The sequence below is a fragment of the Mycoplana sp. BE70 genome, from assembly GCF_031455855.1.
Taxonomy (GTDB): Bacteria; Pseudomonadota; Alphaproteobacteria; order Rhizobiales; family Rhizobiaceae; genus Mycoplana.
In genome coordinates, this window is sequence record NZ_JAVDTM010000005.1 from 56,763 (window position 1) to 81,196 (window position 24,434).

Annotated in this window: 12 protein-coding genes; 10 read left to right on the top strand and 2 right to left on the bottom strand. The window is 61.9% G+C overall.

All coding sequences use genetic code 11. The features are described 5' to 3' along the window. Positions 1 to 55 precede the first annotated feature (55 nt). Positions 56 to 760, bottom strand: a complete 705-nt coding sequence (locus J2Y48_RS10690; RefSeq protein WP_310416971.1) for an SDR family oxidoreductase — start codon at positions 758 to 760, stop codon at positions 56 to 58. A 375-nt stretch (positions 761 to 1,135) separates the two neighbouring features. On the opposite strand from J2Y48_RS10690, the gene J2Y48_RS10695 reads away from it, so the two are divergent. The 4 genes from J2Y48_RS10695 to J2Y48_RS10710 all read left to right on the top strand — a co-directional run bounded on the left by J2Y48_RS10695 (position 1,136) and on the right by J2Y48_RS10710 (position 12,771). After that, entirely contained in the window at positions 1,136 to 1,447 is a 312-nt protein-coding gene (locus J2Y48_RS10695) for a hypothetical protein (RefSeq protein WP_310416973.1), read from the top strand. Positions 1,448 to 1,575: 128 nt separating this feature from the next. Next, entirely contained in the window at positions 1,576 to 6,972 is a 5,397-nt protein-coding gene (locus tag J2Y48_RS10700) for a hypothetical protein (RefSeq protein WP_310416976.1), read from the top strand. A gap of 10 nt (positions 6,973 to 6,982) precedes the next feature. After that, the gene (locus tag J2Y48_RS10705; protein WP_310416978.1) at positions 6,983 to 8,728 is read left to right on the top strand and encodes a hypothetical protein; all 1,746 of its coding nucleotides are present in this window, start codon (positions 6,983 to 6,985) and stop codon (positions 8,726 to 8,728) included. Next, positions 8,725 to 12,771, top strand: coding sequence for a hypothetical protein (locus J2Y48_RS10710; protein WP_310416981.1), 4,047 nt, complete (start codon positions 8,725 to 8,727; stop codon positions 12,769 to 12,771). Before J2Y48_RS10705 ends, J2Y48_RS10710 begins: the two co-directional genes overlap by 4 nt. A gap of 83 nt (positions 12,772 to 12,854) precedes the next feature. Here J2Y48_RS10710 and J2Y48_RS10715 read toward each other — a convergent pair whose 3' ends face one another. Next, positions 12,855 to 15,224, bottom strand: a complete 2,370-nt coding sequence (locus tag J2Y48_RS10715) for a M10 family metallopeptidase (RefSeq protein ID WP_310416984.1) — start codon at positions 15,222 to 15,224, stop codon at positions 12,855 to 12,857. Between the two features lie 488 nt (positions 15,225 to 15,712). On the opposite strand from J2Y48_RS10715, the gene J2Y48_RS10720 reads away from it, so the two are divergent. From J2Y48_RS10720 to J2Y48_RS10745, 6 genes are all read left to right on the top strand, one after another. Continuing rightward, complete coding sequence (locus J2Y48_RS10720) at positions 15,713 to 16,150, top strand: DUF1810 domain-containing protein (RefSeq protein WP_310416987.1); 438 nt, start codon at positions 15,713 to 15,715, stop codon at positions 16,148 to 16,150. A 181-nt stretch (positions 16,151 to 16,331) separates the two neighbouring features. Next, positions 16,332 to 17,105, top strand: a complete 774-nt coding sequence (locus J2Y48_RS10725; protein ID WP_310416990.1) for an amino acid ABC transporter substrate-binding protein — start codon at positions 16,332 to 16,334, stop codon at positions 17,103 to 17,105. Between the two features lie 180 nt (positions 17,106 to 17,285). Continuing rightward, positions 17,286 to 17,966 (top strand): ABC transporter permease subunit, encoded by a 681-nt coding sequence (locus J2Y48_RS10730; RefSeq protein WP_310416993.1) that lies wholly within the window; start codon positions 17,286 to 17,288, stop codon positions 17,964 to 17,966. After that, positions 17,963 to 18,724, top strand: a complete 762-nt coding sequence (locus tag J2Y48_RS10735; RefSeq protein WP_310416996.1) for an amino acid ABC transporter ATP-binding protein — start codon at positions 17,963 to 17,965, stop codon at positions 18,722 to 18,724. The genes J2Y48_RS10730 and J2Y48_RS10735 overlap by 4 nt, the downstream gene beginning before the upstream one ends. Before the next feature lie 252 nt (positions 18,725 to 18,976). Then, the gene (locus tag J2Y48_RS10740) at positions 18,977 to 19,744 is read left to right on the top strand and encodes an outer membrane beta-barrel protein (RefSeq protein ID WP_310416999.1); all 768 of its coding nucleotides are present in this window, start codon (positions 18,977 to 18,979) and stop codon (positions 19,742 to 19,744) included. A 376-nt stretch (positions 19,745 to 20,120) separates the two neighbouring features. Beyond that, on the top strand, positions 20,121 to 24,239 hold the full coding sequence (locus tag J2Y48_RS10745; RefSeq protein WP_310417002.1) for a cadherin-like domain-containing protein: 4,119 nt from the start codon (positions 20,121 to 20,123) through the stop codon (positions 24,237 to 24,239). Positions 24,240 to 24,434: the final 195 nt, after the last annotated feature.

Consider the following 24,434-nt stretch of genomic DNA (forward strand, 5'->3'; position numbering starts at 1 on the left):
CCTCCTGGGGGCCAACCCGAGGAAGGCGTTGCAGGTCCCGCCGGGGACTCCGACCTTAGACCGAACGTGTCAACCCGCCGTCGACCCGAATGTTCTGTCCGGTGATGTAGCCGGCGCCTTCCGAGGCCAGGAATGCGACGGTGGCGGCGATCTCGTCGCTGCGGCCATAGCGCTGCATGGGAACGCCGGCGCGGCGCTCTTCGGTTGCCGGCAGGCTGTCGATCCAACCCGGCAGCACGTTGTTCATACGAATGTTTTCGGCAGCATAGGTGTCGGCGAAGATCTTGCTGTAGGAGGCAAGCCCGGCCCGGAAGACGGCCGAGGTGGGAAACATCGCCGCAGGCTCAAAGGCCCAGGCGGTGGAAATGTTGATGATCGCGCCGCCCTTCTGGGCCTGCATGATCGGTGTCACGAGGCGCGTGGCGCGGACGACGTTCATGAGGTAGACGTCGAGCCCCTTGTGCCAGTCCTCGTCGGTGATCTCGATGATGGGCGCGCGCGGCCCGTGACCGGCGCTGTTGACCAGGACGTCTATCCGCCCCCAGGCCTGCATCGCCAGATCGACCAAGCGCTTCAGATCGTCGTTCGACTGGTTGGAGCCTGTAACTCCCACGCCGTTCAGTTCCTTTGCGAGCGCTTCGCCCTTGCCCGAAGAGGATAGGATCGCAACGCGGAACCCATCGGTCGCAAGGCGCCGGGCGGTCGCAGCACCCATGCCACTGCCGCCCGCCGTTACAAGAGCCACCTTTTCTACCGCCATAGGCCTTACCTTCCTTGTGATCGGCACGCAGACGCGCGTGCAAGTCGCTGTTTTACGGCAATGATACCATTCTCGAACCTAAGGTCGAGCCGGGTTCGCAGGCAATTGACATGAGAAATGCAATTGGATGGCCGCCATCGTTCGCCGTTTGCGTTTGCCTGATCTTCCAGGCATTTCGCCATGATAAAGGTCTTAGCTGTTCAGCGTCTCCCGCCTTTGGCGACAACTATAAATTGCTTTTAGTTGTATTTATCCGCTTTGATTGCATTTTAAAGAATTCATGGTAGTCTGAACTACGCCGCATATGCGGCAAGTAACACAGGCGGAAAAGGCCCAGTCTGTTGTCAGTCCTTCCTGGAAATCATGGAGGCAACTTTGACTACATTCACCATGAAGCTCGTTCGTTCCAGAATGACCGTTTATCTGTCCCTGACAGAAGGGACACCCAAGGGAACCTGGAGGAAGACCGACGGTGTATCCCTTCGAGCGGACGCGGGCCTATGGGAGAACTGGACTCTCGGCACCCCGGGCGGATCCGCGAACATCAGACTGTATGACAGCAGCGACACGAAGGCAGTTCTGCTGAAAAATGTCCTGTCAGGGATTGCCAGCGGTGATGGAGAAATTCTGCTGCGCGGCTTCGGCGGCGCTTTCGGCGACGAGCCGTTTCAGTGGAGCCGCATCTAACGCCTGCTTCTATGCCGAAAGGTGAAGCGACAATCTGAGATGAAGGAAGAGCCAGTCGGGTGATCGGGCCGACGGCGCTGACAAGCGCGTCCCGGCGACGGACATTGACGGCCAGGCAGGGGGGCACGATGGCAGACGCGATCAAGCTCGCAATGCGACTCTACACCATCAGCAAGGGCAAAAAGACCCTTGCACTCGAGGTGGGTCAGGACGCCGAAAACAACATCGTGCTGTCGAAGACAATCACGAAACTGTCGTTCAACTATATCGAATTGTATGACGGCAGCGAAGAGAGGCTGCGGCTGAGCCTTCGGGCCCGACCCGGCCGTTTCTTCTACCCGAAGGGAGGAGCGCCGGAGTTGCGTATAGGCCTCCCATTTCCATTGGCGCACTACGCTGATGGTGCTGATGGTCTTGATCGTTCCTCAGAGGTCTTCGCAACTTTCCAGATGAACATGCTTGCCGTCAAGATGTTCGCCAAGGATGGTTCCCTGAAGCTGAACCTGAAATCTGGACCAGCGCACGCTCACGGCGCACCCGGCCCCAGCAAATCGGTACCCGGGGTAACGCTCCACGCACTCTCGAACCCGTCCGACCTGTACGAGTTCGAGCGCCGCCTCTTCGCGACGAGTGCGCCGGTCACGATAAAGGGGCGGGACTTTCCGCTGTTGACCCGGCTGCTGCGGAGTCCGGTGGGAGTCGTCGTCAGCGACATCGACGGAATCGCAAAGGATCCAGTGCACTTCCCAAACTTCCCCGACCCTCGCTCGATGATGGTCCGCCCGGTCGGCATCCGGCGCGCGAAACCGAAAACGGAGGCCTGCGATTTTCTTGCGTTCGGCGCCCGTATCAGGGTGGGGCGGGAAAAGGCCGACGTGCCGGGTACGGCAACGCTCGTTCTTGATGAGGCCGACAACTGGCTCGATATTCCTATTCGTGTGGACGAAGATATCTATCTGGACCTCGTCCCGGACGTCTTCCAGCAGCCGGACATAACGAAGGGCGAGACGACGGCGGTCGCGGCGTATTTTTCCTACTTGCGCATCCGCCCGTTGCCGCCACAGCTGTTCGTGAAGCTGTGGAACGAGGCGATCGCCCCGCCCTATCTCGCCGCGTTGCGAACCATTGACGACGCAGCCGACCTGTCCTTCGTGCCGGTGCTCAAGAATATCACTCCGGTTTCAGCTGGAAGCGCAGCCTTCGAGGCGCTTTATGACATCGTGCAGCCGGATGTCTCAAAAGGCGATCAGATTGCCGAAATAGCCATTGCCGCGATCCGTCCGGTGCGGCAGAGCGCCACCTTTTTCGCCGACGCAGTCTTCCCCGGCCTGATCACCCACAAGGGCGAGAAGGTCGTCCGCCGTGTCAAGGTAACCGTCGAAAAGCAAAGCATCGAAGACACGTATGAATGGTTCGATGCGTGGCCGATCGGATCGGCGAAGCCCGAGATCAACGTCACGATCGAGGCGAGAGCGAACGGCGCGTCGGGCGTCGGCGGCCTTGTGCGGATCGGCGCCTTCGACCTTGATGTGCCAAGCGCCGCCACCGCGACGACGGGTGGGCTTCGCCTCCACTACGCAATCACCTTCGACTCGCTCGATCCAAGCCGGGCCCGCTATGCCGCCGCAGGCGACGTGAAGGGCCGAGACGGCCGGGCCAGGCTGCCACGCGCTGGCGAAGCGGTGCCGCGGATTCGCACGCAGATCGAGCGCTTCGATCTGCACGACGTCCGCCCCGGAGCGCAGGACCCCGTTCCCGATTCCGGCCGTGCCTTCGATGCTGTCGTCGAAGACTTCGCCTGGCGGGACGTGGAGGGGAGCGACCCTGACCATTCCCGCGTCGTGCGGGAGAAGCGAATTGCACGCAATCTTTCACGCGCTACGTCGGTGGTGGTCGTCGACGGTGCCGGCAAGAAAACACCCCAGGCCACGCCGTTCTTTCTCCGCGGCAGGGAGATGACGGCTTCGAAGAAGAACCGACAATTTACCCTCACCTTGCACCGGGTGCCGGAGCCGCAATCCGGCCAGGACCAGCAGCCCGATCCGGCCTTGGAAACCGCTCGTCGCAAGAGGGCCATCGTAGTCGATTGCGAGCCGTTCGCCGTTGCCATGGTCGATGTGCCGCCGCTGGGCGCCGACAGTGCCGCGGCACAGGCGAACGACGGTGAGTTCGCCAACTGGGAGCTATCGGAAGCGGGCGGGGCAAAATGGGAAATCGCGGGGATCACCGAAGGGTTCGATCTGTATTTTCCGCCGCAGGCAACTGGGGAGGCTCTCGAGAAGGGCAGCCCCTGGACACCGATTTCGGCGACCGGGGCTGAAACGACGATCGACTACAGGCTCGGCACCGTGGCACGTCTGGAACTGCAGTCATCCTACTACCGGCAGCGTTATGCGGAGGCGCCTTGGAACCTTCGCCGCGTGCTGGGCTTTGCCGGCGATCGAGCGCCAGGCGCCGCCCTGAAGACTGCCCGATTCGAGTATCTCTATGGCCTCGGCGGACGCCTGAGCGCGCCGGGATTACGGCTCGCCGAACAGGGCGCACGCATTGGCGGCATTCGCGATCCATTGCCGGCGCGCCCCTATGGCCTGACACGAGCGCTCCCCGAGGATGAGAGCTCGCGTCAGCCGCTTGTCGAGGCGGAACTCTATGACCGGTTCCGGGATGTGTCCGCCTCGTTTGCCAAGGTTTATGGAACGAGGCTAGCGCACTTCGAGCCTTATCGTGAAGGCAGTGACGACCCTCTGTCGGTCGAGGAGAAGGTGGCATTCGAACTGCGTCTGGGACTGGAAGCGGGCATGGACACAGAGCCATGGATGCCGACCGACCCGCCAATGGGTTTTGGGGGTGGCGCAACCCGAGGATTTGAATCCAGCGCGATCTACGAGGAGGTCGTCAGCAAACCAACCAGCACGCGCGGACAGATCATCACTCCCGGCTTCTCCGCGCTTGGCGGTTCGGGTTTCGTCCGTGCCTTCTTCGCCAACGGCAAGACACGGATCGTTTCCGACACGAGCATCGGCCGCACCCATACCTATGCCATCGAGCGCATCGGTCGCATCGGCGTGTTCTGGAACATCGCCAAGCACGTGATCGTCTACGAACGCACCGTGTTGCCGCACGATCAGTTCCATGACCAGCAGGCCGGCCAACATTTTGGACGCCAGGCGGAGATGCTGGCCGCGCGGCAATCGCTCTTCGACAAGGCCAAAGCTCTGGGCAAGCAGTTTAGAGAGGCCGCGGACAGAGGCGACGTGCGGTCGCTGATCGTCGGCTATGAAACCTATCATGCGGCGGCGCTTGCCACGATCGATGCGGCCGGTACGACTGCGCGCCGCAGGCTGCCGCGCTCGATCAAGTCAGCGCCACTGTTTTCCGGTAAAACAAGGACGCTCGATACCTACCCGACTGGTTTGCATAGGAAGGTCACGTCGGAGCACGACCGGGTGGTTGCTGCGATCCAGACAGAGATGATGGACGCACAGCATGCGCTGAAAGAGATCGGCAACGCCATTGCCGCGACGATTACCGCGGTCGAGGATGCCACGAACGATCTGCAAGATCTGGTCGATCTGGGTCATCAGACCGGCGAAAACGCGGACAAGGCGCTCGGGCAACTGACGAACGGTCTCGACGCGGTTGTCGCGACCAGCATCGACCTGATCCGCGAAGAATGCCTGAAGACAGGGCACACGATCGCAACGCTGAAGGCCGCAGTTCTGAGCCAGCTCAATTGCCTGCAAAAGAACGCCGACGGGTTCAGGGGCAAGGCCCACGACGCAGCCAGGGACCTGAGAGCCATCCTCGGCGGCGTGCTTGACGAGGTCGGCAACAATGTCGCCGATGTCGAGAAGGCGCTCGGCGACCAGATCAACCAGGCGAATGTGGCGGCCACCACCACGATCACCGATCTCGAGAACGAACTCGTCGTCGCGATTGACGATGGCATTGCGACGCTGAAGGGCTACAGCGGCGACCTCGCCGCCGCCATCCAGGACGCCGCCGAGAAGCTGAAGACCGGCGCCGATGCTATTGCCAGCGGCCTACGGCAACAAATTCCGCCCGCGGTCGCCGATAACATTCGTGTTCTGGAGGAGGGCTATAAGCGCCTGTCGAAGGCCCCGACGTTCCAGAACCCCAGCGACACGCTGGCACTCGTGCGCGCTGCGGGCGCCTCGCCGATCCTGCCGAATCTCACCTTCAACCGGGAGCGGATCGCCTATTTCTTTGACGATGCGCGCGACGCCATCCGGACATCACCGGTGGTGGCGCTGATGAACAGGCTGGACGACGACCTGAAGGCGCTCGGCATTCGCATTCCCACCGACGAAATCCTGGAGCGCCTGATCCCCAAGGGAATGGAGAACTTCGATTTCGGCAAGCTGTTTCCGGATCTCGGCGGCCTCAAGCTCGATGGCCTTTTCAAGAACCTGCGCATGCCGGCCGCCCTGAACGACAGGGTCAAGGTCACGCAGGGTTTCGACAAGGCGAGTCTCTCCGCCTGGGCAAAAGCAGAGGCGAGTTCGGCTTTTCCGGATCGATCCGAGATATTCGAGTACGGCCCGCTGAAGCTGTCGATGGTCGGTGGCCGCTTTGACGCGTCCGCCAACCTCGCGGTCGACCCCGATGGCGTGACGAGGCGGACGGCCAGGGGGGAAATCGTCGGCGACTGGGAACTGGCCTTCAGCGGCCGGCCACTCGTGACACTGGAGCAGACCCGGGTCTTCTTCGAGGACGGCAACGGGCTGGACGTCGACATCAATCCGGCCCGCGTGCGCCTGGACAGGTCCATCAGGTTCCTATCCGACCTGATCAAGTCGTATGGCGCCCCGGATTCTGGCTTCTTTCTCGAAATGCTGGAAGAGCAGGGCATGCCCGCCGGCATCGCCGCAAGGATCGACCTGCCGCTTCCGCCCCTGTCCTTCGGCGCCTTCTCCGCCACCGGCCTGCGCTTCTCCAGCACGTTCGCGTTGCAGACCAGCAGCGACAGCGGCGCCAAGCGTGGCGACTTTGCGCTGTCGACGGCGCTGGCGATTGGCCGCAAGAGCGAGCCCTTCGTGCTACGCGTCTGGATCTTCGTCGGTGCCGGTTGGCTCGAAACCCGGGCGAAGTATTTCCCAACCTCCGGCAAACTCTCGAGCGCGGTATCGATCGGCCTCACGGCTGGCCTCGGCCTCGACTTCGCCTTTGGTCCCTGCCGGGGCTTCGTCTATGCCATGTTCGGCGCCTATGCCGAGTTCGAAAATGACGGAGGCGGTGGCAAGAGTTTCTCCATCGCCGTCATCTTTGTCGTGCGCGGCGGCATCGTGATCCTCGGACGGTTCAACATCGGGCTCTCGCTGCTTCTCGAACTGGTCTACCGCGACGATGGAACGGCGGTCGGACGCGGTACGATCGAGGTCAGCTTTCGGGTCTGCTGGTGTTGCGAAATCAAGGTTCGCCAGGGCGTCACCTATCAGCTGAGCAAGACATCCGGGAAGGCAAAAACGGCCGCCATGCCGCACTATCTCGACAGTTTCGCCTGAGGGGACAACCATGAAATTCGTGCTGCTTTGCGATATCGTCCGGGCGCCCAGCTCTGGAAATCCGATTGTGGGCATGCGTCTTTCCGGCGCGGCGTTGAGCCCGAGCGATGGCGAGAAGGAAGCGGACGTCCTATTGGCGGCAAAAGCGCTTTTCGCCAGAGTTGCGAATAAAGATATCCCCGCGCCGCAGCATTCTGGCTTCAACACGTATCTGGATATTCTTGCTGGTCGCGCGGGTCCCCTGTTTCCCTGGATTGGCGGCAACGTGCAGTTCGTCCCGCTCTGGGCCTCGGTCGATCCGAACGAACCAACAGGGCCGATAACGCCGAGCGCCGTTTCTGCAGCCGGGATTGCGATGCAGGAAATCGTCCTGCCCGACGGCACTGCCGCCAGCCAGCCGAATTTCGAGATGAAGGACACCGTACTCGCCGCGTTGCGACACGCGGCGTTGCAGGACCTCATCGGAACAGATCGAACGAACAAGTTCGCTTTTCTTGAGCCCTTCGTGTTGTCCGGGCTGAACGACAACAACGAAACGCGACGGATCGATGAAATCTCCGGAAAGGACCGGTCGTTCCGCTACGAAGCCTTCATGGCCGGTCTCGCGTCGGTCCCAGCACCGGTTCCACACGGGCGCCTCAATCTTGCTCGTTTCGGCGAACTGACGAGGGTAGACGAGCCCGCGACCGGCGATCACGCCCTGATGGTCGCGGCACCGCGTCTGAAACTGCGCAATTCAGCAATAATCCTGGAGCCGGATTTAAGTGCGTCTGCCCCGATCGTTTGGACGAAGACGGGTTTGCACGTGGTCGCAACGATCCCCTATATCGGGAGTTTCGGTAACTACCCGGTCGAGGCCATCTGTCGCGCGATCGATCTGACGGCCCCCGCGACCAGCGCCTCCAGCTTCATCGACCTCAACACGTACTGGGTGCGGCGGAACCACACCAGGCAAGCCGATGATCCGCGCGACGGCGTTGGTTTCGATGATTGGCTGTCCCAGCTGGCAGGACGTGCAAGCGAAGGATTCGACCTGCCGCGCCTTCTGCTGAATGCGCTCTATGACGACGTGAAGACGCCTGGCGCACCATTGAGCGCTGCAATCTCGGCAGGCGATCGCAAGATGGGTGCGCGTTGCCTCACCCACACCTTCCTGACAGCGCTGCGCGATATCGTCGGGCCGGGCTGTATTGTGAAACCCAACAAAAAGCCCATCGAAGGTCCGAATGGTTCGCCAGCGCACCGCACGATTGTCGAACTGATCAGGCAAGCCGCTGCGGGAACGGCGCTGGATGAGACGAAGGCAAATGACCTGATGACCGCCATTGAAGCGGATGACAAGGCGTTTCGTGACGCCTTCAGGCCGGGCGGAGCCGGCGCAGATGCCCGCCTTTTGGAGTGGTTCGACCTCCTTGCCGCCGTCGTTGGGCCGCGCGTCGGCCTTGCGAGAACCGGCGCCGCCTTCGCGGAGGCGATCGCCGACGCCATTGCCGGCGAAGATGTTACCGCCGGTGCTTACGATCCCACCTGGCTGCGCCGCGTCTTGGATGCTGCTGTCGAGCCGATGAGTGCGGCCGAAATCCAGATCGGATTGTGGCGCAAGGCTGTCGGCACCGTGACTATGACGCATGGTTTTTCGCTGCCACTGGTGCCTTTGAGCGCCTTTTCGCCGAGAGCTTCGATCTGGTCGGGACCCTGCGGAAAGCCAATCTCGACCTGCCATGGACTGAAGACGGTGGGATCTGGCGAAAGATGAAGCCGGGCCGGACCCGCGACATCGACGTCCTGCGCGGAACCGAGACAGAGAAAGGCAGCATCCGCGAAACGATCAGCGCCTATGTGCTTGGAACGGCCTGCGAGGCAATCGGTACCGCCACGGACCTTGAGCAGGTCTTTGCGTCCAGACACGGCAGGATGGGGGCACTGCCGGCAACTGCTCGCTCGACCGTCGTCGAAGCGATCGATGGCGTGATCGGCGGCAGCGTTCGAAGCTGGTTCGACGAACCGCAGCAGGATGCCGACGGCGACACGCTGCTCACCGGCCCGCTCACCGCGGATGCCCACCCTGTGGCTATTCAGGTCGATCGGATGGTTCTCAGCGAGGCAGCGGGCCCCGACTTCAATGAAGACTTGGCGGGCTATGGAATCCTGATGCGGCGCACCGATTCGCAGGAGAATTGGCGATGCCTCACGGCATCGTTTGCCGAGATCGATCCCGAAACGACACTGTCGGGGAAGACAACGCCAGTCGAGTTTGTGGACGCGCCCCGCACCGTGGTGGGAACCTTGCCCGTCGGCTACATCGGGCTCGCACCGCAAGCCAGCCTCCTCTACAACAACCGACCGATCGTCGGCGACGGGCAGGCGGACTCCAGCATCGATCCACAAGAGGGGGAGCCGGCAGACCCGCGGATCATACGGCTGTTGCAGCCGGTGCAACAGCACAGTCCGCCCGAGGAGACACTTCTGCCATTTCTGTCCTACGGCGCGACCTTCGAGATTGCGCCGTTCGGTGCAACCAACCATGGGGCGTTGCCAGAGGAGATCCGCCGGTCGGACTATCCCGCCCTGCTTGATCCGGACAAACTGACTCCGGAACTGTTTCCGCCCGACAGCGAGTACCTGCGTCGCTTCACCTATCTCAGGCGCACCGGGATCGGCGCCTTGAATGTCGCCGCAGAGCCCCTGCCCGACGCGACAGCCTATCATCCGATGGTACCGGGAAAAGAGACCAGGCCGATAGCGGAGGAGATCCTTGTTCCGCCACAGGCGGTCGAGCCGTGGCTGCCGATCCTAATTTCCCATAAAAGACGGCCGCTGAAGATGAAAACCGCGCTTCTGCTGTCGGCGGCGGACGGCGGGCATCTCAATGACCGCTGCAGCCGGCTGACGCTCAGCATCGCCCCTCCGGTCACTTCGCTCGAGGACTTTGATCGCTGGATTGCGTTCGAGGAACCGCTTCTGTCCGAACCGAATCGCGGGGAGCTGAGGGCCTTTCGCAAGGCGATACGTGATCGGCAAATCGACCTGACGCTCGAACTGAACGACCGTGAAGCACGACGTTCAAAAGCGTCAGGCGAGGCGGCGAAAACACTGAAGAGACAGATCGAAGCACTCGGCAGCTCCCTCCTCCTCCAGGATCCGGCAGTCGATGCCTTGGCCATCTCGGTCAGGCGTGTTCGGCGAAAGGGGGGGCTGCCAAACGACGCAGCAAAATCGCTCGCTCCGGTTTTCATTCCATGGGGATGGCAGTGGAGGCCCGGCCTGGATCCCGACGATCCCTTCGTCGATCGCGGGCCGATCAAGCTGTTCTGCAAAATCGATCCAACCGCAGACGAGCCCTTCGACCCGAGCCGCCGGACCGTCGCACTCGCGGCGGGAGACGTGGTGGTGGTGCAACTTTTCGCCGCGGTCCGGAAGGAGCGGTTTAGCGATGCCGTGCCGCCCCTTGGCATACGCCGCTTCGACCGTTCCGTACGGGAAGCCTCGGTCGGGAATCTCGACGATACGGACTTGCCGAGCGACGGCACTGGCGCCTACCGGCTTTTCAGCTTGTATGAAATTGCGATGGAAGCGGCATCGCAGGAATTGCCGTCGGCGCAGCAACTCGCAGCTGCCATCGGCGGCCAGATCGTCGGTTACATGCCTGCTGGCGCGGACGAGCGTGCCGGCGATGTCCGGCTCGACTTCACTCGCACCGCGAATGTGGCAATGGATGCGGTGGGCTCGGTCACCGTGGGAACGCAGGCCTGGAGCTGGACGGGTCGCCCCCTCCCCCCGTTCCCGTTCAAGGCGCCCCGGAGCTTCAATGCGTTTCCGCACGGCGATCCGTCCGATCCGTACGATACCAATCCAGCCAAACGCGCACCGCCGCCATCGGCTTCGAAGTATCCGTTCCTTTGGGATGTTGCCGGATTTGCAGAGCGGCTGGACGAAACGCTCGGCGATGCCACGGTCGCCGTCCCGATCGCCGAAAGCGTCAACGCAAGTGGCAGGGCTTTGCCCGCGCCACAGCGCATCGCCCTTAATTCGCCGCAGCGGATGGAAGTCGCACGGTATCTGCGGTTCCGGGCAAGCGCGAGGTCGCGCTATGAAGCAGCCTATGCGGCAATCGGCATCCAACTGGCGCCACGCTCGGCGAACCGGGAGAGTTCCAGCGGGCTCTGGACGACCCCCTGGTACCGAATTCTGCGACCTGCCGCCGCGCCCGCCGACGTTCCGAAGCCGAGCATCAAGGCAATCCTCCCGCTCACACGCGCATTGAAGGAGGGCGATGAAGCCTTGCCGGTATCCGGCGTGCTCGCCATCACGGATGGCGCCTGGTACGAGCACGCAGGGCTCGCCGATTGGATGCTGGCGGGCATCGAGGTTGCCAATCGCTCCAAGCTGCTCGAGCCGGCAACGAGTGCACCGGTGTCGGCGCGGGCGGTGGAAATCGGTCCTGATCCGCTGGTGCGGACCTACGGGTTGTCAAATCAAACGCCGCTCCAGAAGCGTTCACCCACGACCGTCGGCGAACTGCGGACCGTCGCGCCGGTCGAAGTCCGCGGCCCGCTCGGGCATGGGTTCGACACCGGAACGGCAACCGGGCTCTTCCTCAACAGTTCCTTCGTCGTGCGCCCGCCCGACTTTGCGATGGAGGATTCGGATGCGTGGTGGATGGGCAAGCTCGCTTTCCGCCGCATCGTGCTGGCCGAAGGAATCACCGGATATTGGGCGGGCAGTTCCGCCGTCCCGGCCCGCTCGACATCTGGTCAACTGTCGATCACGCAGCACGCAATTGCAGCTCCGCCGCATGCGTCAACGGCGAGCATCCGGATCGAGGCGCAACTGGAAATCACGGCCGATGAAACGGCGCAATGTTCGCTGGAGGTCGGGATCGAGTGGGATGGCGACACTTGTACGCTCGTCATCGACGGCGCAACGAGCGAGGCGGTTACACTGAAGGATACCAGTTTCGACCTGCGCATCCTGGCGGTTCGTCACACCTCCCTCATCGATCCGGCCGCGAGCCAGCGGTTTGCCTGGTTCGATATCCTGCTGCTTGTCCGCGAGCGCAACGGTCATTGGTTCGTCGCCTGGCAAACCCGATGGTTTGATGCACCACCACATCCGGCGGTAGACACGTCCGAGGCGGAACTGACGCTTTCGCTCGAAGTCTCGCCGACCGATACTGTAGTGGGACCAATTCGGGTCAGCCACGCGCTGCAGGTGTCCGAGCCGACAGAGGGACGCTGGACACAGTTTCTACCGAATATGGAAGTGCTTGGGCGTCTTGGCAGGGTGCCGCTCGACAGCCTGTCGCTGAGAATCGATCCGGAAAAACCCACAAACCTTCTCTTGGACGCGGGAGGCGGTTGGCTATCGACCAACGGTCTCAGGGCCGAAAGGGGTCCTGGCATGGAAAACCAGGGCTTGTTCAATCTCCTCCTCGTCACGGCGGGTATTGCCAGCGTCTCGGGTGACGACGATGAGATTTTTATCGGCCTGTACCATTCCCCGGATGGCTATGACAATTCCTTGGAGGCGATCCCGCTCGAGCCCTTCGAGACCAACGCCGCACCGGCGTTTCCGTCGACCGGCGCACTGATCGGCCGGATTCTCACGGTTCGGACGGGCAAACCGCAGGTGGCGGAAGCGGACATTTCGGACTGGCGAGATGATCCCTGGGAGCAGTTCTTTCCTCAGGAGGCAAAAAGCGCAAGCGATCCAGAGCGGGTGTTTGCAACGCCCGTGAGCAACGCCGCGCTGCAGATTATCGAGATCTATGCGCCGATCTACCTTCAGGAACGGGGTTGAGCGGGAGCAAGTTGCCGGCCCCCTCCCGCCTTTGTTGTGAGGCGCCCGGACCCGGATCGCTGCGGGCCTTCCTGTGGGCTGCATCAGATGACGAGGAAGTCATCGTGGCTCAGCTTTAGATTCTTGTCGACTGTGGCAAACAGCGTGGAACCGCCACGTCCTGAGCCGTCTTTGTCGTAGAAGAGCTTGCCTGTGTCGGTCTCGTAGATGACCCGGTCGCTGCTGTCGGTGGCCTTTCCTGTGGTGTTCTTGGCGAAGGCGCTGCTTGCCAGTGTGCCAAGCTTCGTCAGAGCGGTGAAGATCGCGTTTTCCAGATGGATCACGTCGCTGACAACCGAGAAGTCCGTGATCCTGTCGACGTTTGAGGTCGCACTCAACTTCGTATTGAAGACGAATGCATCTTTGCCGCTGCCGCCGGTCAGTACATCATTGCCGAGCTCGCCATAGATCTTGTCGTTGCCGCCGCTGCCGTCGATGGTATCCGCACCGAGACCGCCTTTCAGCACGTTGTTGCCAGTATTGCCAACGATCTGGTTGGCAAGGTCGTTGCCGGTACCGCCAATGTGGCCGGAGCCGAGGAGCATCAGATTTTCGATGGTCTTGTAGGAAGCGAGCGAGCGGCTGATGGTCGTTGTGATCGTGTCCGTCCCCGAGCTGTCCGAGACCTTGTCGAACCCGGAACCCAGGACGAAGGTGTCGTTGCCCGCGCCGCCGATCAGCGTGTCATTGCCCGCACCACCATCCAGAATGTCGTTTCCGGCGCCGCCGTCGAGGATATCGTTTCCGGAGCCGCCGGTGCTCTTTTCCACCGGATTGGGCAGGACGATACCGAGGATATACTGGAACTTGTCGGGAATTGGCCCGGCCGTCGGGCCGTTACCGACGTCGTGATACTTTCCCACCTTGACGTAGTAGCGGCCGGCGGTCTTCACCGTGTAGGCGATAAAACTCTGTTGACTGTGACTCGTGTCGGGATTGTCGCCGACCTGTAGTGCTGAGTCGTCGTTGAAGGCCAGCACTTTGCCGTTCGCGTCGACGAGTTCAATAAAGCTGTCCAGGCCGCCATCGATGTCGATGGTGATCTGGCCAGGCGCCTTGACCTCAAAGGAAAACCAGTCGAGGGCTGCATTGCCAGTTCCCAGAACCTTCACGCTCGGGTTCGTGTCGGATCGGTCCAGGGCGACGTCGGCTCGAAACCCAATATGGTCGTCGAGATCGATGGCCGTTGTCCTGGTGTCGTTGTTGCGCACGAGCTCCCTGTAGAGGCCAGAGCCCTTGTAGGTTGCCGAAGGCGTGCGGAAATCGCCGTAGAGGGTGTCGTTGCCATTTCCGCCGTAGAGCGTATCCGAGCCCCCACGGCCGACCAGCACGTCATTGCCGTTGTTGCCCCAGAGCGTGTTTTTTGCCTGGTTGCCGCCGATGTGGTCGTCTTTCGAGCCACCCTTGGCGTTCTCGATCAGCGAACGCAAGTCACCCTTGTACTGCAAGGCGTTGTAGACATTGCCGTTGGCGTAGGCGCCCTCGCCGAGATTGGCCTGCTGCTCCTGTGACACAAAGGACCATGCACCAGGCGCCAGGTCGATCAGGGCATTTTCCGTGTAGTTCGAAAAATCGTAGGTGTCGGTGCCGCCGCCGTCCCAGATTGTCAGGAACAACCGGTTGGCACCGGGCTGACCCTGCCCAACGCCGTTCACCGACATTTCGCCGGTCGTCGTCGACCACTTGTAGACGGTGTTGCCCGCGTTCGTTCCGAAATTTGCGCCATAGAGATGCTGGAGTGCTGCAATGTCGTACATCATCAGCGTCTGGGCGTAGCCGTACTCTTCGTTGGTGTAATATGGTGGATATTGATGGCCGATATAACTCCGGTAGGTCATCACGGAGAATTCTATCGCGTCGCGATCATGCGGGATGGCAAAGTTGAAATCATCCTTTGCGTGGCCCACGTGTCCGTGGCTCAGGCCCATGGCGTGGCCGAACTCGTGGATATGGGTGAACCAGGAGTAATCGCCGAGTTTCGGGGCGCGATAATCTTCCTTGGCGCCAAAGACGACATCTCCGCCTGTAAGTCCTTGGTTGAGAAGCGGAAAATCCACGACCTGGGCGGTGCCGATAGTCTTGCCACCCAGTGTCACGGCCTGGGAAATCATGATGTCGGCCGCGCCCAAGCCGGGCGCCACCAGGGAAAAGGTCAAGTTGGCGACCTGCGAGAACGAGCCATAGGTGAAGAATGCCGTGCCGCCCGCAACCTTGCCCAGCAGAATGGACTGGGTTGCGTTTTGCTGGTCGATGCCGACCTGCGCCAACCCACCAAATGAATGAGGGTAGCCCACAAAATCCGCGGCCGTTGGAAAGCTGAACGTGATCGTCGCACCGACCTGCCATTGAGTGCCATAGAGCAAGCCGTCGAGATAGCTGTCGCCAGACAGCGACGCTTCTACTACTGTTGCCATGAATTTCCCCCAGTGAACTCCAGGGGAGTTCATGCAACCTGCCTAATATAAATACGTGTATTACACCTTTAGGGAGAGTTGTGTATCGACGCAAGTGCGACGTCGAATTTGGCTGGTCCACCGATGCCCGTACTTGCAAAACAGTTAATCCGGCGCCTATCGATCGTCGCCCTTGTTGTGACGTTGCATGCCGAGGGAACGTCGGAGCAGGCGTGGGCAGGTTCCGGAGATGCCACCGGGATCGCGGCGCCTGCACGAGATCCGGATATCGCGGTCATGGAGGAATTCGCCCTGGCCCGGTCAAGCGGCACGGCCGAGGCCTGGACGCGGTTCATCGCCCGACATCTGCAACATCGCCTCGCGCACAGGGCTCGCGCAGAACTCCGCCGATTGTCGGTGCAATAGCTCGCGCGTCGGCGGACTTGGCGGCGTCGCGCGGCGGATTTCGTGCTAACCTTCACTTCCGTCCATTCATCGGGCATGAAACGATGCAGCAGCCCACCACTTTCGATCTTTCCCGTTTTCACGAGGCTCAGGCGCCGATCTATCAGCGGGCGCTGGCAGAACTGCGGGCTGGGCGAAAACAGAGCCACTGGATGTGGTTCGTCTTTCCCCAGATCGACGGGCTTGGTATGTCGGCGATGACGCAGCGCTATGCCGTAGGCTCGCTTGGCGAGGCTTCGGCCTATCTGGCCGACCCGGTTCTCGGACGACGTCTTTCGGAATGCGTGGAGGCCGTCCTCGCCGTCCCGGAAAAATCCGCCCACGAAATCTTCGGGTCGCCCGACGACATGAAGTTCCGATCGTCTCTGACGTTGTTTGCCGCTGCGGCAGCCGATCGCTCGCTCTTCGAGGCGGCGCTGCAGCGCTTCTATAATGGTGTGCCGGACTCACGCACGCTGGCGCTGCTCGGCGACCGGCGTTAAGCCGCGTCGCGCGCAGATTTGCCGATCGATTTTCGTCAGACGGCGGCGATGGCGCCAATTCACGGCAAAGTGGAAAAATATTCGCCTTCCAGCGTTTTGAAAGCAGTTTCGTTTGCTCCAAACGGGCCGAATATTTGCGATCTAGAGCACACAAGTTCAATGACCAGAAACGGAGAACGACATGTCCTGGTTCAAGTCCATCGCCGCCGCAAGCCTGTTGCAGGCGGCCTTCCTGGTTCCGGCCCTGGCCGGCGAGAACCTGGCGGCGATCCAGTCTGCCGGTGTTTTCAAGGTCGGCACGGAGGGCACCTATGCTCCCTTCACCTATCATGACGAAACCGGCAAGCTGGTCGGCTTCGACGTCGAGATCGGCGAGGCCGTCGCCGCGAAGCTCGGCGTGAAGGCGGAGTTTCTGGAAGGCAAGTGGGACGGTCTGATCGCCGGCCTCGACGCCAACCGCTACGACGCGGTGATCAACCAGGTCGGTATCACCGATGCCCGCAAGCAGAAATATGACTTCTCCGAGCCCTACATCGCCTCCAAGGCGGTGCTGGTCGTGCGCGGCGACGACGCCAGCATCAAGGACTTCGCAGACCTGAAGGGTAAGAAGTCGGCGCAGTCGCTGACCAGCAATTTCGGCAAGCTCGCCCAGGAAAACGGTGCCGAGCTCGTCGGGACCGACGGCTTCGACCAGTCCATCCAGCTCGTTTTGACCGGCCGCGCCGACGCGACGATCAACGACAGCCTGTCGTTTCTCGATTTCAAGAAGCACAAGCCGGACGCCAACGTGAAGATCGCCGCCGAGCAGGCTGATGCCGACTATTCCGGCATCATCGTGCGCAAGGGCGAGCCGGAACTCGTCGAGGCCATCAACAAGGCACTGGCAGAGATCAAAACTGACGGAACCTATCAGAAGATCGCCGACAAGTACTTCGGTCAGGACGTATCGAAGTAACCGCTGGCATGAGATGGCAGGGTCCCGGGAATCCAAAGGTGCCCGGCCCTGCCGCAACTCTTTCTGCTGCAGGGCGTCCCAAAAGGAACGTGACGCCCTTGCTGCTTCTCCTGTAGATTGACCGTATTTCCGAGTATCCGTGTCGGGGCCGTTGCCCGCACGCTTCTTCCGAGGTTTGTCTTGCCGCACTGGCTCCAACTGATGCTCGATTCGCTTGCCCCCCTTCTGTGGGCCGGCCTCATCTTCACCATTCCGCTGACGCTTCTGTCCTTCACCTTCGGGCTGGCGCTCGGGCTTCTGACCGCCATCGTCCGGCTGTTTGCGCCCAAACCCTTCGTGGCGATCGCGCGGTTCTATGTCTGGATTTTCCGCGGAACCCCGCTTCTGGTCCAGTTGTTCGTGATCTTCTACGGCCTGCCAAGCGTCGGCATTCTGCTCGATGCCTTCCCTGCCGCGCTGATCGGCTTCAGCCTCAATGTCGGCGCCTACACCTCCGAGATCATCCGCGCGGTGATCGCCTCGGTGCCGCGGGGCCAGTGGGAGGCGTCCTATTCGATCGGCATGAGCTGGGGCCAGGCCATGCGCCGCACGATCCTGCCGCAGGCCGGCCGCACCGCCGTGCCGCCGCTGTCGAACACCTTCATCTCGCTGGTCAAGGACACCTCGCTCGCAGCCGCGATCACGGTTCCGGAGCTGTTCCAGACGGCACAGCGCATCGTCGCGACCAGCTACGAGCCGCTGATCCTCTATATCGAGGCGGCGCTGATCTATCTCGCCATGAGTTCGGTCCTATCCGCATTGCAGGTGCGGCTGGAGAAGCGCTTCTCCCGTTACGGCGGCTTCCTGGAGGCACGCGCATGATCGAACTCGGACACATCGAGAAGCGCTTTGGCGACAATGTCGTGCTCAACGACGTCAGTGTCGACATGCCGGAAGGCACGGTGACGGCGCTGGTCGGCCCCTCGGGCGGAGGCAAGAGCACGCTGCTTCGCTGCGTCAACCTCCTGGAGATCCCGACGCGCGGAACCGTGCGTATCGGCGAGGAGATGCTTTCCTTCTCGGAAACGGCACGGTTCGGTTGGGCCGACATTCAGCGCCTGCGTCGCCAGACGGGTATGGTGTTCCAGAATTTTCAGCTCTTTCCGCACCGCACCGCGATCGAGAACGTTATGGAGAGCCTGGTGACGGTGCTGAAATGGCCGTCGGAGCGCGCGCGGAGCCGGGCGATGGAGCTGCTGGAGAAGGTGGGCATGGCGCACAAGGCGGACGCCTGGCCCGCGACACTTTCAGGCGGGCAGCAGCAGCGCGTCGCGATCGCCCGCGCGCTTGCCCCCTCCCCACGCGTGCTTCTCTGCGACGAGCCGACGTCGGCGCTCGATCCGGAGCTGGCCGAGGAGGTCGTCGACGTCCTTGGCCGGCTGGCGCGCGAGGGCACGACGATGATGATGGCGACGCACGACCTGCGGCTTGCCTCGCGCGTTGCCGACAAGGTCGTGTTTCTCGACGGCGGCGTCATTGTCGAGAGCGGACCGCCGGCGCAGATCTTCTCCCGGCCCGAACGCGAACGCACGAAGCGCTTCATCGCCTCGCTGAACGTGACCGTCGACTACGAGATCTGATCGATCGCCCAAAGGGGGCGTCTCGGTCGGTTCAATCGCGCTGCTCTGCTGCCTTGCTTTTTGCTAGCAATGGGTGTGGTTGGTCGCGTCTCGCACAGCGAATGCTTGTGGCTAATTAACAGTTCCATAAGTTTATCGAATTTTTGATCTTTTGCAGGCCGCATCGACGCGATATATCGCGCCTTGGTGGCAAATGGCTCGATTCGAGCGTTTTAGTTGTTGTTCAATAATACTGTTCCGCCGGGGGAACCTGTGTCCTATCGCTACTCTCTCGCGGTCATTTCGGCTGCGGCGCTGATGCTGTCCACGGCAGCAACCGGCGCATTCGCCGCTGATCAGTTGCCGGCCGCCGATGCGGCATCCTGGTCCGGCTGCTATCTCGGTGCCAACGCCGGCTATGCCCGCGCTGATGCGGACGCGACTGACGCCCCGTTCCTCTATGATCCCGACATAGACACCTGGCTCTCCTGGAACGGTGCTGGCGCTCCCTTCGAGGCGATCGGCATGGACGACGGCGGGCTGGCCGGCGGTGTCGAGGCCGGTTGCGACAGGGAGTTCGATCTCGGCGGCACCGCCTTCGTGCTCGGCGGCGTGATCGACTTCTCGCTGATGAATCTCGGCGCCACCGGCACCTCGGCAATTAGCAGCGATACGCACACGAACTTCGACATCGACTGGGCGGCGAGCGCGCGTGTCCGCGCGGGTGTCGCCGCCTCCGATGTCCTCTTCTACGTCACCGGCGGCTACGCGCTCGCCAATGTCGACGTCCGTGCCTACGACCGTCAGGGGCCAAACGCGATGGACGTTTCAGGCGGCGGCGCGGAGGGTGGCTGGGTGGCCGGCGGCGGTGTCGAATGGCGCTTCCAGCCGAACTGGTCGGTCGGGCTGGAATACCTGCACTACGATTTCGGGACGGTCACTGCCACCGGCGAGGCCATCGAGCCCGCAGGCGCGTTTCCGCGCTTCGAAAACGACGTAACGCTCGACACGATCCGCGTCGGGCTCAAGTGGCGGATGTAGCTCAAGGCACTAAGGTCACGAACACGATCTGTCTCCAAACTTTGCTGAGGGAGCGAAGCTCAAGATGGCCGCGCTGGAATCACTGACATTCGAAGGTGTAGCGCTCGTGGATGATGGCGGCACCGCCAGCTTTGGGGGCAGTTCGCGCACTATCGGGAGCTGGACGGTTAGATTGCTGGATGGCGACGATCAGGTCTCCCCTGCCGAGACCAACTGGTTGGATGTCATAGGAAGCGCGGACCAATCGCCCTTGTCGAGCCCCAGCGATCTGGCGCTGCGCGTTCAGGGTGAACCTTCTGTTACGACGGCAGCAAGTTTTGCCCCGACAAGCCACACTTACTTCTGGCTCAAGAGTTTCCATATAGATAACTACTCAATGGGGACTGGGCCGGGAGGAGAGCTTCAGGCCGACACAGTTCTGGTCGTCGGCTATCGGGACGGCCAGCCCGTCGTGCAGCAGGCGTTCACCGTCGCCAATATGGTGGACAAGTTTGTCACGCTTGTGGATGCTGCGTGGAAGGATATCGACGAATTCCGCATTGTCCAAGACGATGGCGGCGCCGACATAGCCTTTGTGATCGATGACATCGCGGTGGCCGCCGTTCCTGGCCCTCCGCCAGTCGTCACAAGCGTTTCCTCCTCAACCAGCAACGGCACCTACAAGATCGGGGACGTTATTTCGATAACGGTCACCTTCGACCAGGTGGTCACGGCAACGGGAAATCTGCAGCTGACGCTGGAGACGGGAGCGACGGATCGCGTCGTGAACCTGGCATCCGCTAGCGGGAACACGCTGACCTTCAACTATACGGTTCAGGTAGGCGACACATCGGCGGACCTGGATTACATTTCCACCAGCGCGCTCTCGCTCAACGGCGGCTCGATCAAGAATGTAGACGGCTCAGACGCTGTTTTGACCGTGGCGTCCCCTGGCGCCGCAGGATCGCTTGGGGCTAACAAGGCAATTGTGATCGACGGCGTTGTTCCTGTCGTATCGAGCGTCACGGTTCCGGCCGACGGAGCGTACGGGACGGGCAGCTCGATTGATTTCACCGTCAACCTGAGTGAAGCCGTCGTCGTCACTACAAGTGGCGGCACGCCCCGGCTCGCCATCGATCTGTCCTCGGGAACGGTCTATGCGCAGTATATCGGCGGCAGCGGCAGCTCCGCGCTGACCTTCAGGCTCTACGTGGCCGCTGAAGATATCGATGCGGATGGAATCGCTCTTGCATCAAACTTTCAGCTCAATGGTGGCACGATCAAGGATGCGGCCGGAAACAATGTCGTAACAACGCTGAACAACGTGGGACCGACCGCCGGCATCCTCATTGCCAACGACGCACCAACCATCACCGCCACCGCCACAAATCCGACCTTCACCGAAAACGGCTCAGCCGTGGACCTGTTCTCAGGGGTTTCCATTTCGACGGTGGAAGCTGGCCAATTGATCAAGCAACTGACGCTGACGGTCAGCAATGTCTCGGATGGAGCGCAGGAAATTCTGCGGATCGACGGAACTGACGTCGCGCTTGGAAATACGGCCAACGGTGTCACGGCGGGAGGGGGATGGAACTACGCCGTGACCATGTCGGGCGGCGTTGCCACCCTCACGCTCAGCCATGCCGGTTTCAGCACGGCAGCGCTTCAGACGCTGCTCGATGGCATGAGCTATCGGAACACGAGCGAATCCCCGACCACGGCAGGCCGTATCATCACCATCACGTCCATCACCGACACCGGCGGCACGGCGAACGGCGGCGTCGACACCACAGCCACAGCGATTGCGAGCACGGTGCAGGTCAACGCGGTCAACGACGCGCCGGTCATAACCGCCCCCGCCAGCATCACTGTCGACGAAGATGCAGTTGCCCCGCTCACCGGCTTTACCTTTTCGGATGTCGATGCGGGCAGCGGTCTCCTCACCGTTACCCTCTCGGTCGCCAGCGGCACCCTGTCGGCAATCGATGCTGGCGGCATCGATGTTTCCGGCGCCGGAACCGGTACGCTCACTCTGGTCGGCACGATCGTTGATCTCAACACCTTCATCGCATCTGGCCAGGTGATGTTCCGGACGGCGGCAAACGCGACTGCCAATGTCACGCTCGACATGACGATCAACGACGGGGGCATCAGTACTTCGACCACCGTCACGCTCGCCGTTACCGCCATCAATGATGCGCCGGTCAACACCGTTCCAGCTGGCGACATACGCGTTACGCAGAATAGCCACGTCGTTTTCAGCACCGGCAACGGCAACGCAATCTCGGTGCACGACGTGGATGCGGGCAGCGGAACCATCAGCGTTACGCTGACGGCCACCAATGGGGTGCTCACGCTGGGCGGCACAGCCGGGCTGACCTTCAGCAACGGCAACGGTGTCAACGCCGCCACCATGACCTTTTCAGGCACGCAGGCGGCCATCAATGCGGCGCTGAGCGGCCTGACGTTTACCGCACAGCCCGGCTACCGCGGCCCCGGAACGATCACGATCACGACTAACGACCTTGGCCTGACCGGTTCCGGCGGCGACAAGACTGATACCGACACGATCAATCTGCTGATCAAGGATCCCTTCCCGACCGTGGCATCCGTCGGCGCAAGCTCGGCTAACGGGGGCTATAAGGTCGGCGATACCATTCATATCACCGTCACATTCGACGAGAACGTCTGGGTCAATACGACCGGCGGTACTCCGACGATCCGGCTCGAAACGGGTCTCACCGATCGTCTCGCGAGCTATACGAGCGGCTCCGGCGGCAAGACGCTGACCTTTGCCTATACGGTGCAGGCGGGCGACGTCAGTGCCGATCTCGACTTCACCTTCACCAGTGCCTTGTCGTTGAACGGCAGCACGATTAAGGGGGGTGACGGCACCGATGTGCAGCTGACACTGCCGCCGCCCGGAGGCAGCGGGTCCATATCTCACGGACACAACATCGTTATCGACGGCGTCGTGCCCACCGTTTCCAGCGTCGTTGTGCCAGCCAATGGCACCTATGGGGCAGGCCAGAATCTAGACTTCACCGTAAATCTCTCCGAAGCCGTCGTCGTCAACACAGCGAGCGGTACTCCGCGCATCGCCATCACGCTCGACACCGGCGGCACGGTCTATGCGTCATATCTTTCCGGCAGCGGCTCTTCTGCGCTCGTGTTCCGGCTCACAGTGGCCAACGGTCAGGCAGACCGGAACGGCATTGTGGTCGGCGCGCTCGACCTGAGCGGCGGGGCAATCAAAGATACTGTCGGCAACGACCTGTCCCCGACGCTCAACAATGTCGGTGCGACCGCAGGCGTCCGCATCGACACAGGTGTAAACGCGCCACCCGTACTGACCGGCGACCTGAAGGCGACGGTCAAGGAAGGCGGCAGCTATAAGCTGACCACCGCCGACCTGAACTTTTCCGATCCGGACGATAGCGCCTCGGGTGTGCGCTTCACCGTCTCCAGCCAGGTGGCCGGCAAGCTGCTCGTCAATGGCACGGCGGCGACGAGCTTCACCGGCGCCGAGCTTGCCGCCGGCAAGGTCACCTTCCTGCACGACGGCTCGGAAACGACGACGGCCTCGTTCGAGGTTTTCGTCGAGGACGGCGACGAGGACGGCTCGACCCCGGTCGCCTCCACTTTCAATTTTATCGTCACCCCGGTCAACGACGCACCGAAGCTCGGCGCAAGGCAGGTCCTGACGGCGATTGCCGAGGACGCCTCGATGGCGAGCGCGCGAAAAGTGGCTGAGCTGTCGATCGTCGATCCGGATGGCGGCGACAATCGCCTCTCGCTTTCCGGCGCGGATGCAAAGCTGTTCGAGATCAAGAACGGTGCGCTGTGGTTGAAGAAGGGCGTCAAGCTCGACTTCGAGACCAACCCGTCGCTCGACGTCACCGTGCGGCTCGACGATCCCTCGATCGGCACGAGCTACGAGGCCTCCAAGGCCTTCAAGGTCACCGTCAAGGACGTCGCCGAGACGAAGCCCGGCACGACGGGCAACGATACGCTGGCCGGAACGTCCGGCAACGACACGCTGGACGGCAAGGCTGGCAACGACGTGATCAAGGGCGGTGCCGGCAATGACACGCTGATCGGCGGCACCGGCGTCGACATTCTCACCGGTGGGGCCGGGCGCGACGTCTTCGTCTTCGCCTCGGTGAAGGATTCGGCGCCCGGCTATTCCGGCTTCGTCAACAACGGTGGCTTCAGCCCGCTGTCCGGTGGCGGCAAGCGCGACATCGTCACCGACTTCGTCCGCGGCGAGGACAGGCTCGACGTCTCGAAGATCGATGCGGACACCAAGATCGCCGGCGACCAGGCATTTGCCTGGCGCGGCAAGGGCGAGTTTTCTGGCAAGGCGGGTGACCTGATCTTCCGCACCTTCGATGTCAAGGGCACGGCCAACGACCGGACGATCGTCTACGGCGACGTCAACCGCGACGGTCGCGCCGACTTCCAGATCGAACTTGCAGGCATCATCAACCTGACCAGGAGCGATTTCATATTGTAGGGGGTGCCCACGGGGGTGCCGCCTCACCGCCGCGTCGCGAACGTGTGCGCGGCGCGGCAGGATTCTGGAACAGCCATGTGGTGTACATCGGTGTAGCCCCACCGAACAAATGGCGGCGGTACGATCCGTTGACCATTTACTTATGATAGAAATACGCGGAAGATTAGCGGAGCGGGAGGAAGCATTCGGCCCTCT

Coding starts and splice junctions, on each gene's coding strand:
- J2Y48_RS10690 (WP_310416971.1), bottom strand. CDS start 760: ATGGCGGTAGAAAAGGTGGCTCTTGTAACGGCGGGCGGCAGTGGCATG.
- J2Y48_RS10700 (WP_310416976.1), top strand. CDS start 1,576: ATGGCAGACGCGATCAAGCTCGCAATGCGACTCTACACCATCAGCAAG.
- J2Y48_RS10705 (WP_310416978.1), top strand. CDS start 6,983: ATGAAATTCGTGCTGCTTTGCGATATCGTCCGGGCGCCCAGCTCTGGA.
- J2Y48_RS10710 (WP_310416981.1), top strand. CDS start 8,725: ATGAAGCCGGGCCGGACCCGCGACATCGACGTCCTGCGCGGAACCGAG.
- J2Y48_RS10715 (WP_310416984.1), bottom strand. CDS start 15,224: ATGGCAACAGTAGTAGAAGCGTCGCTGTCTGGCGACAGCTATCTCGAC.
- J2Y48_RS10720 (WP_310416987.1), top strand. CDS start 15,713: ATGCAGCAGCCCACCACTTTCGATCTTTCCCGTTTTCACGAGGCTCAG.
- J2Y48_RS10725 (WP_310416990.1), top strand. CDS start 16,332: ATGTCCTGGTTCAAGTCCATCGCCGCCGCAAGCCTGTTGCAGGCGGCC.
- J2Y48_RS10735 (WP_310416996.1), top strand. CDS start 17,963: ATGATCGAACTCGGACACATCGAGAAGCGCTTTGGCGACAATGTCGTG.
- J2Y48_RS10745 (WP_310417002.1), top strand. CDS start 20,121: ATGGGGACTGGGCCGGGAGGAGAGCTTCAGGCCGACACAGTTCTGGTC.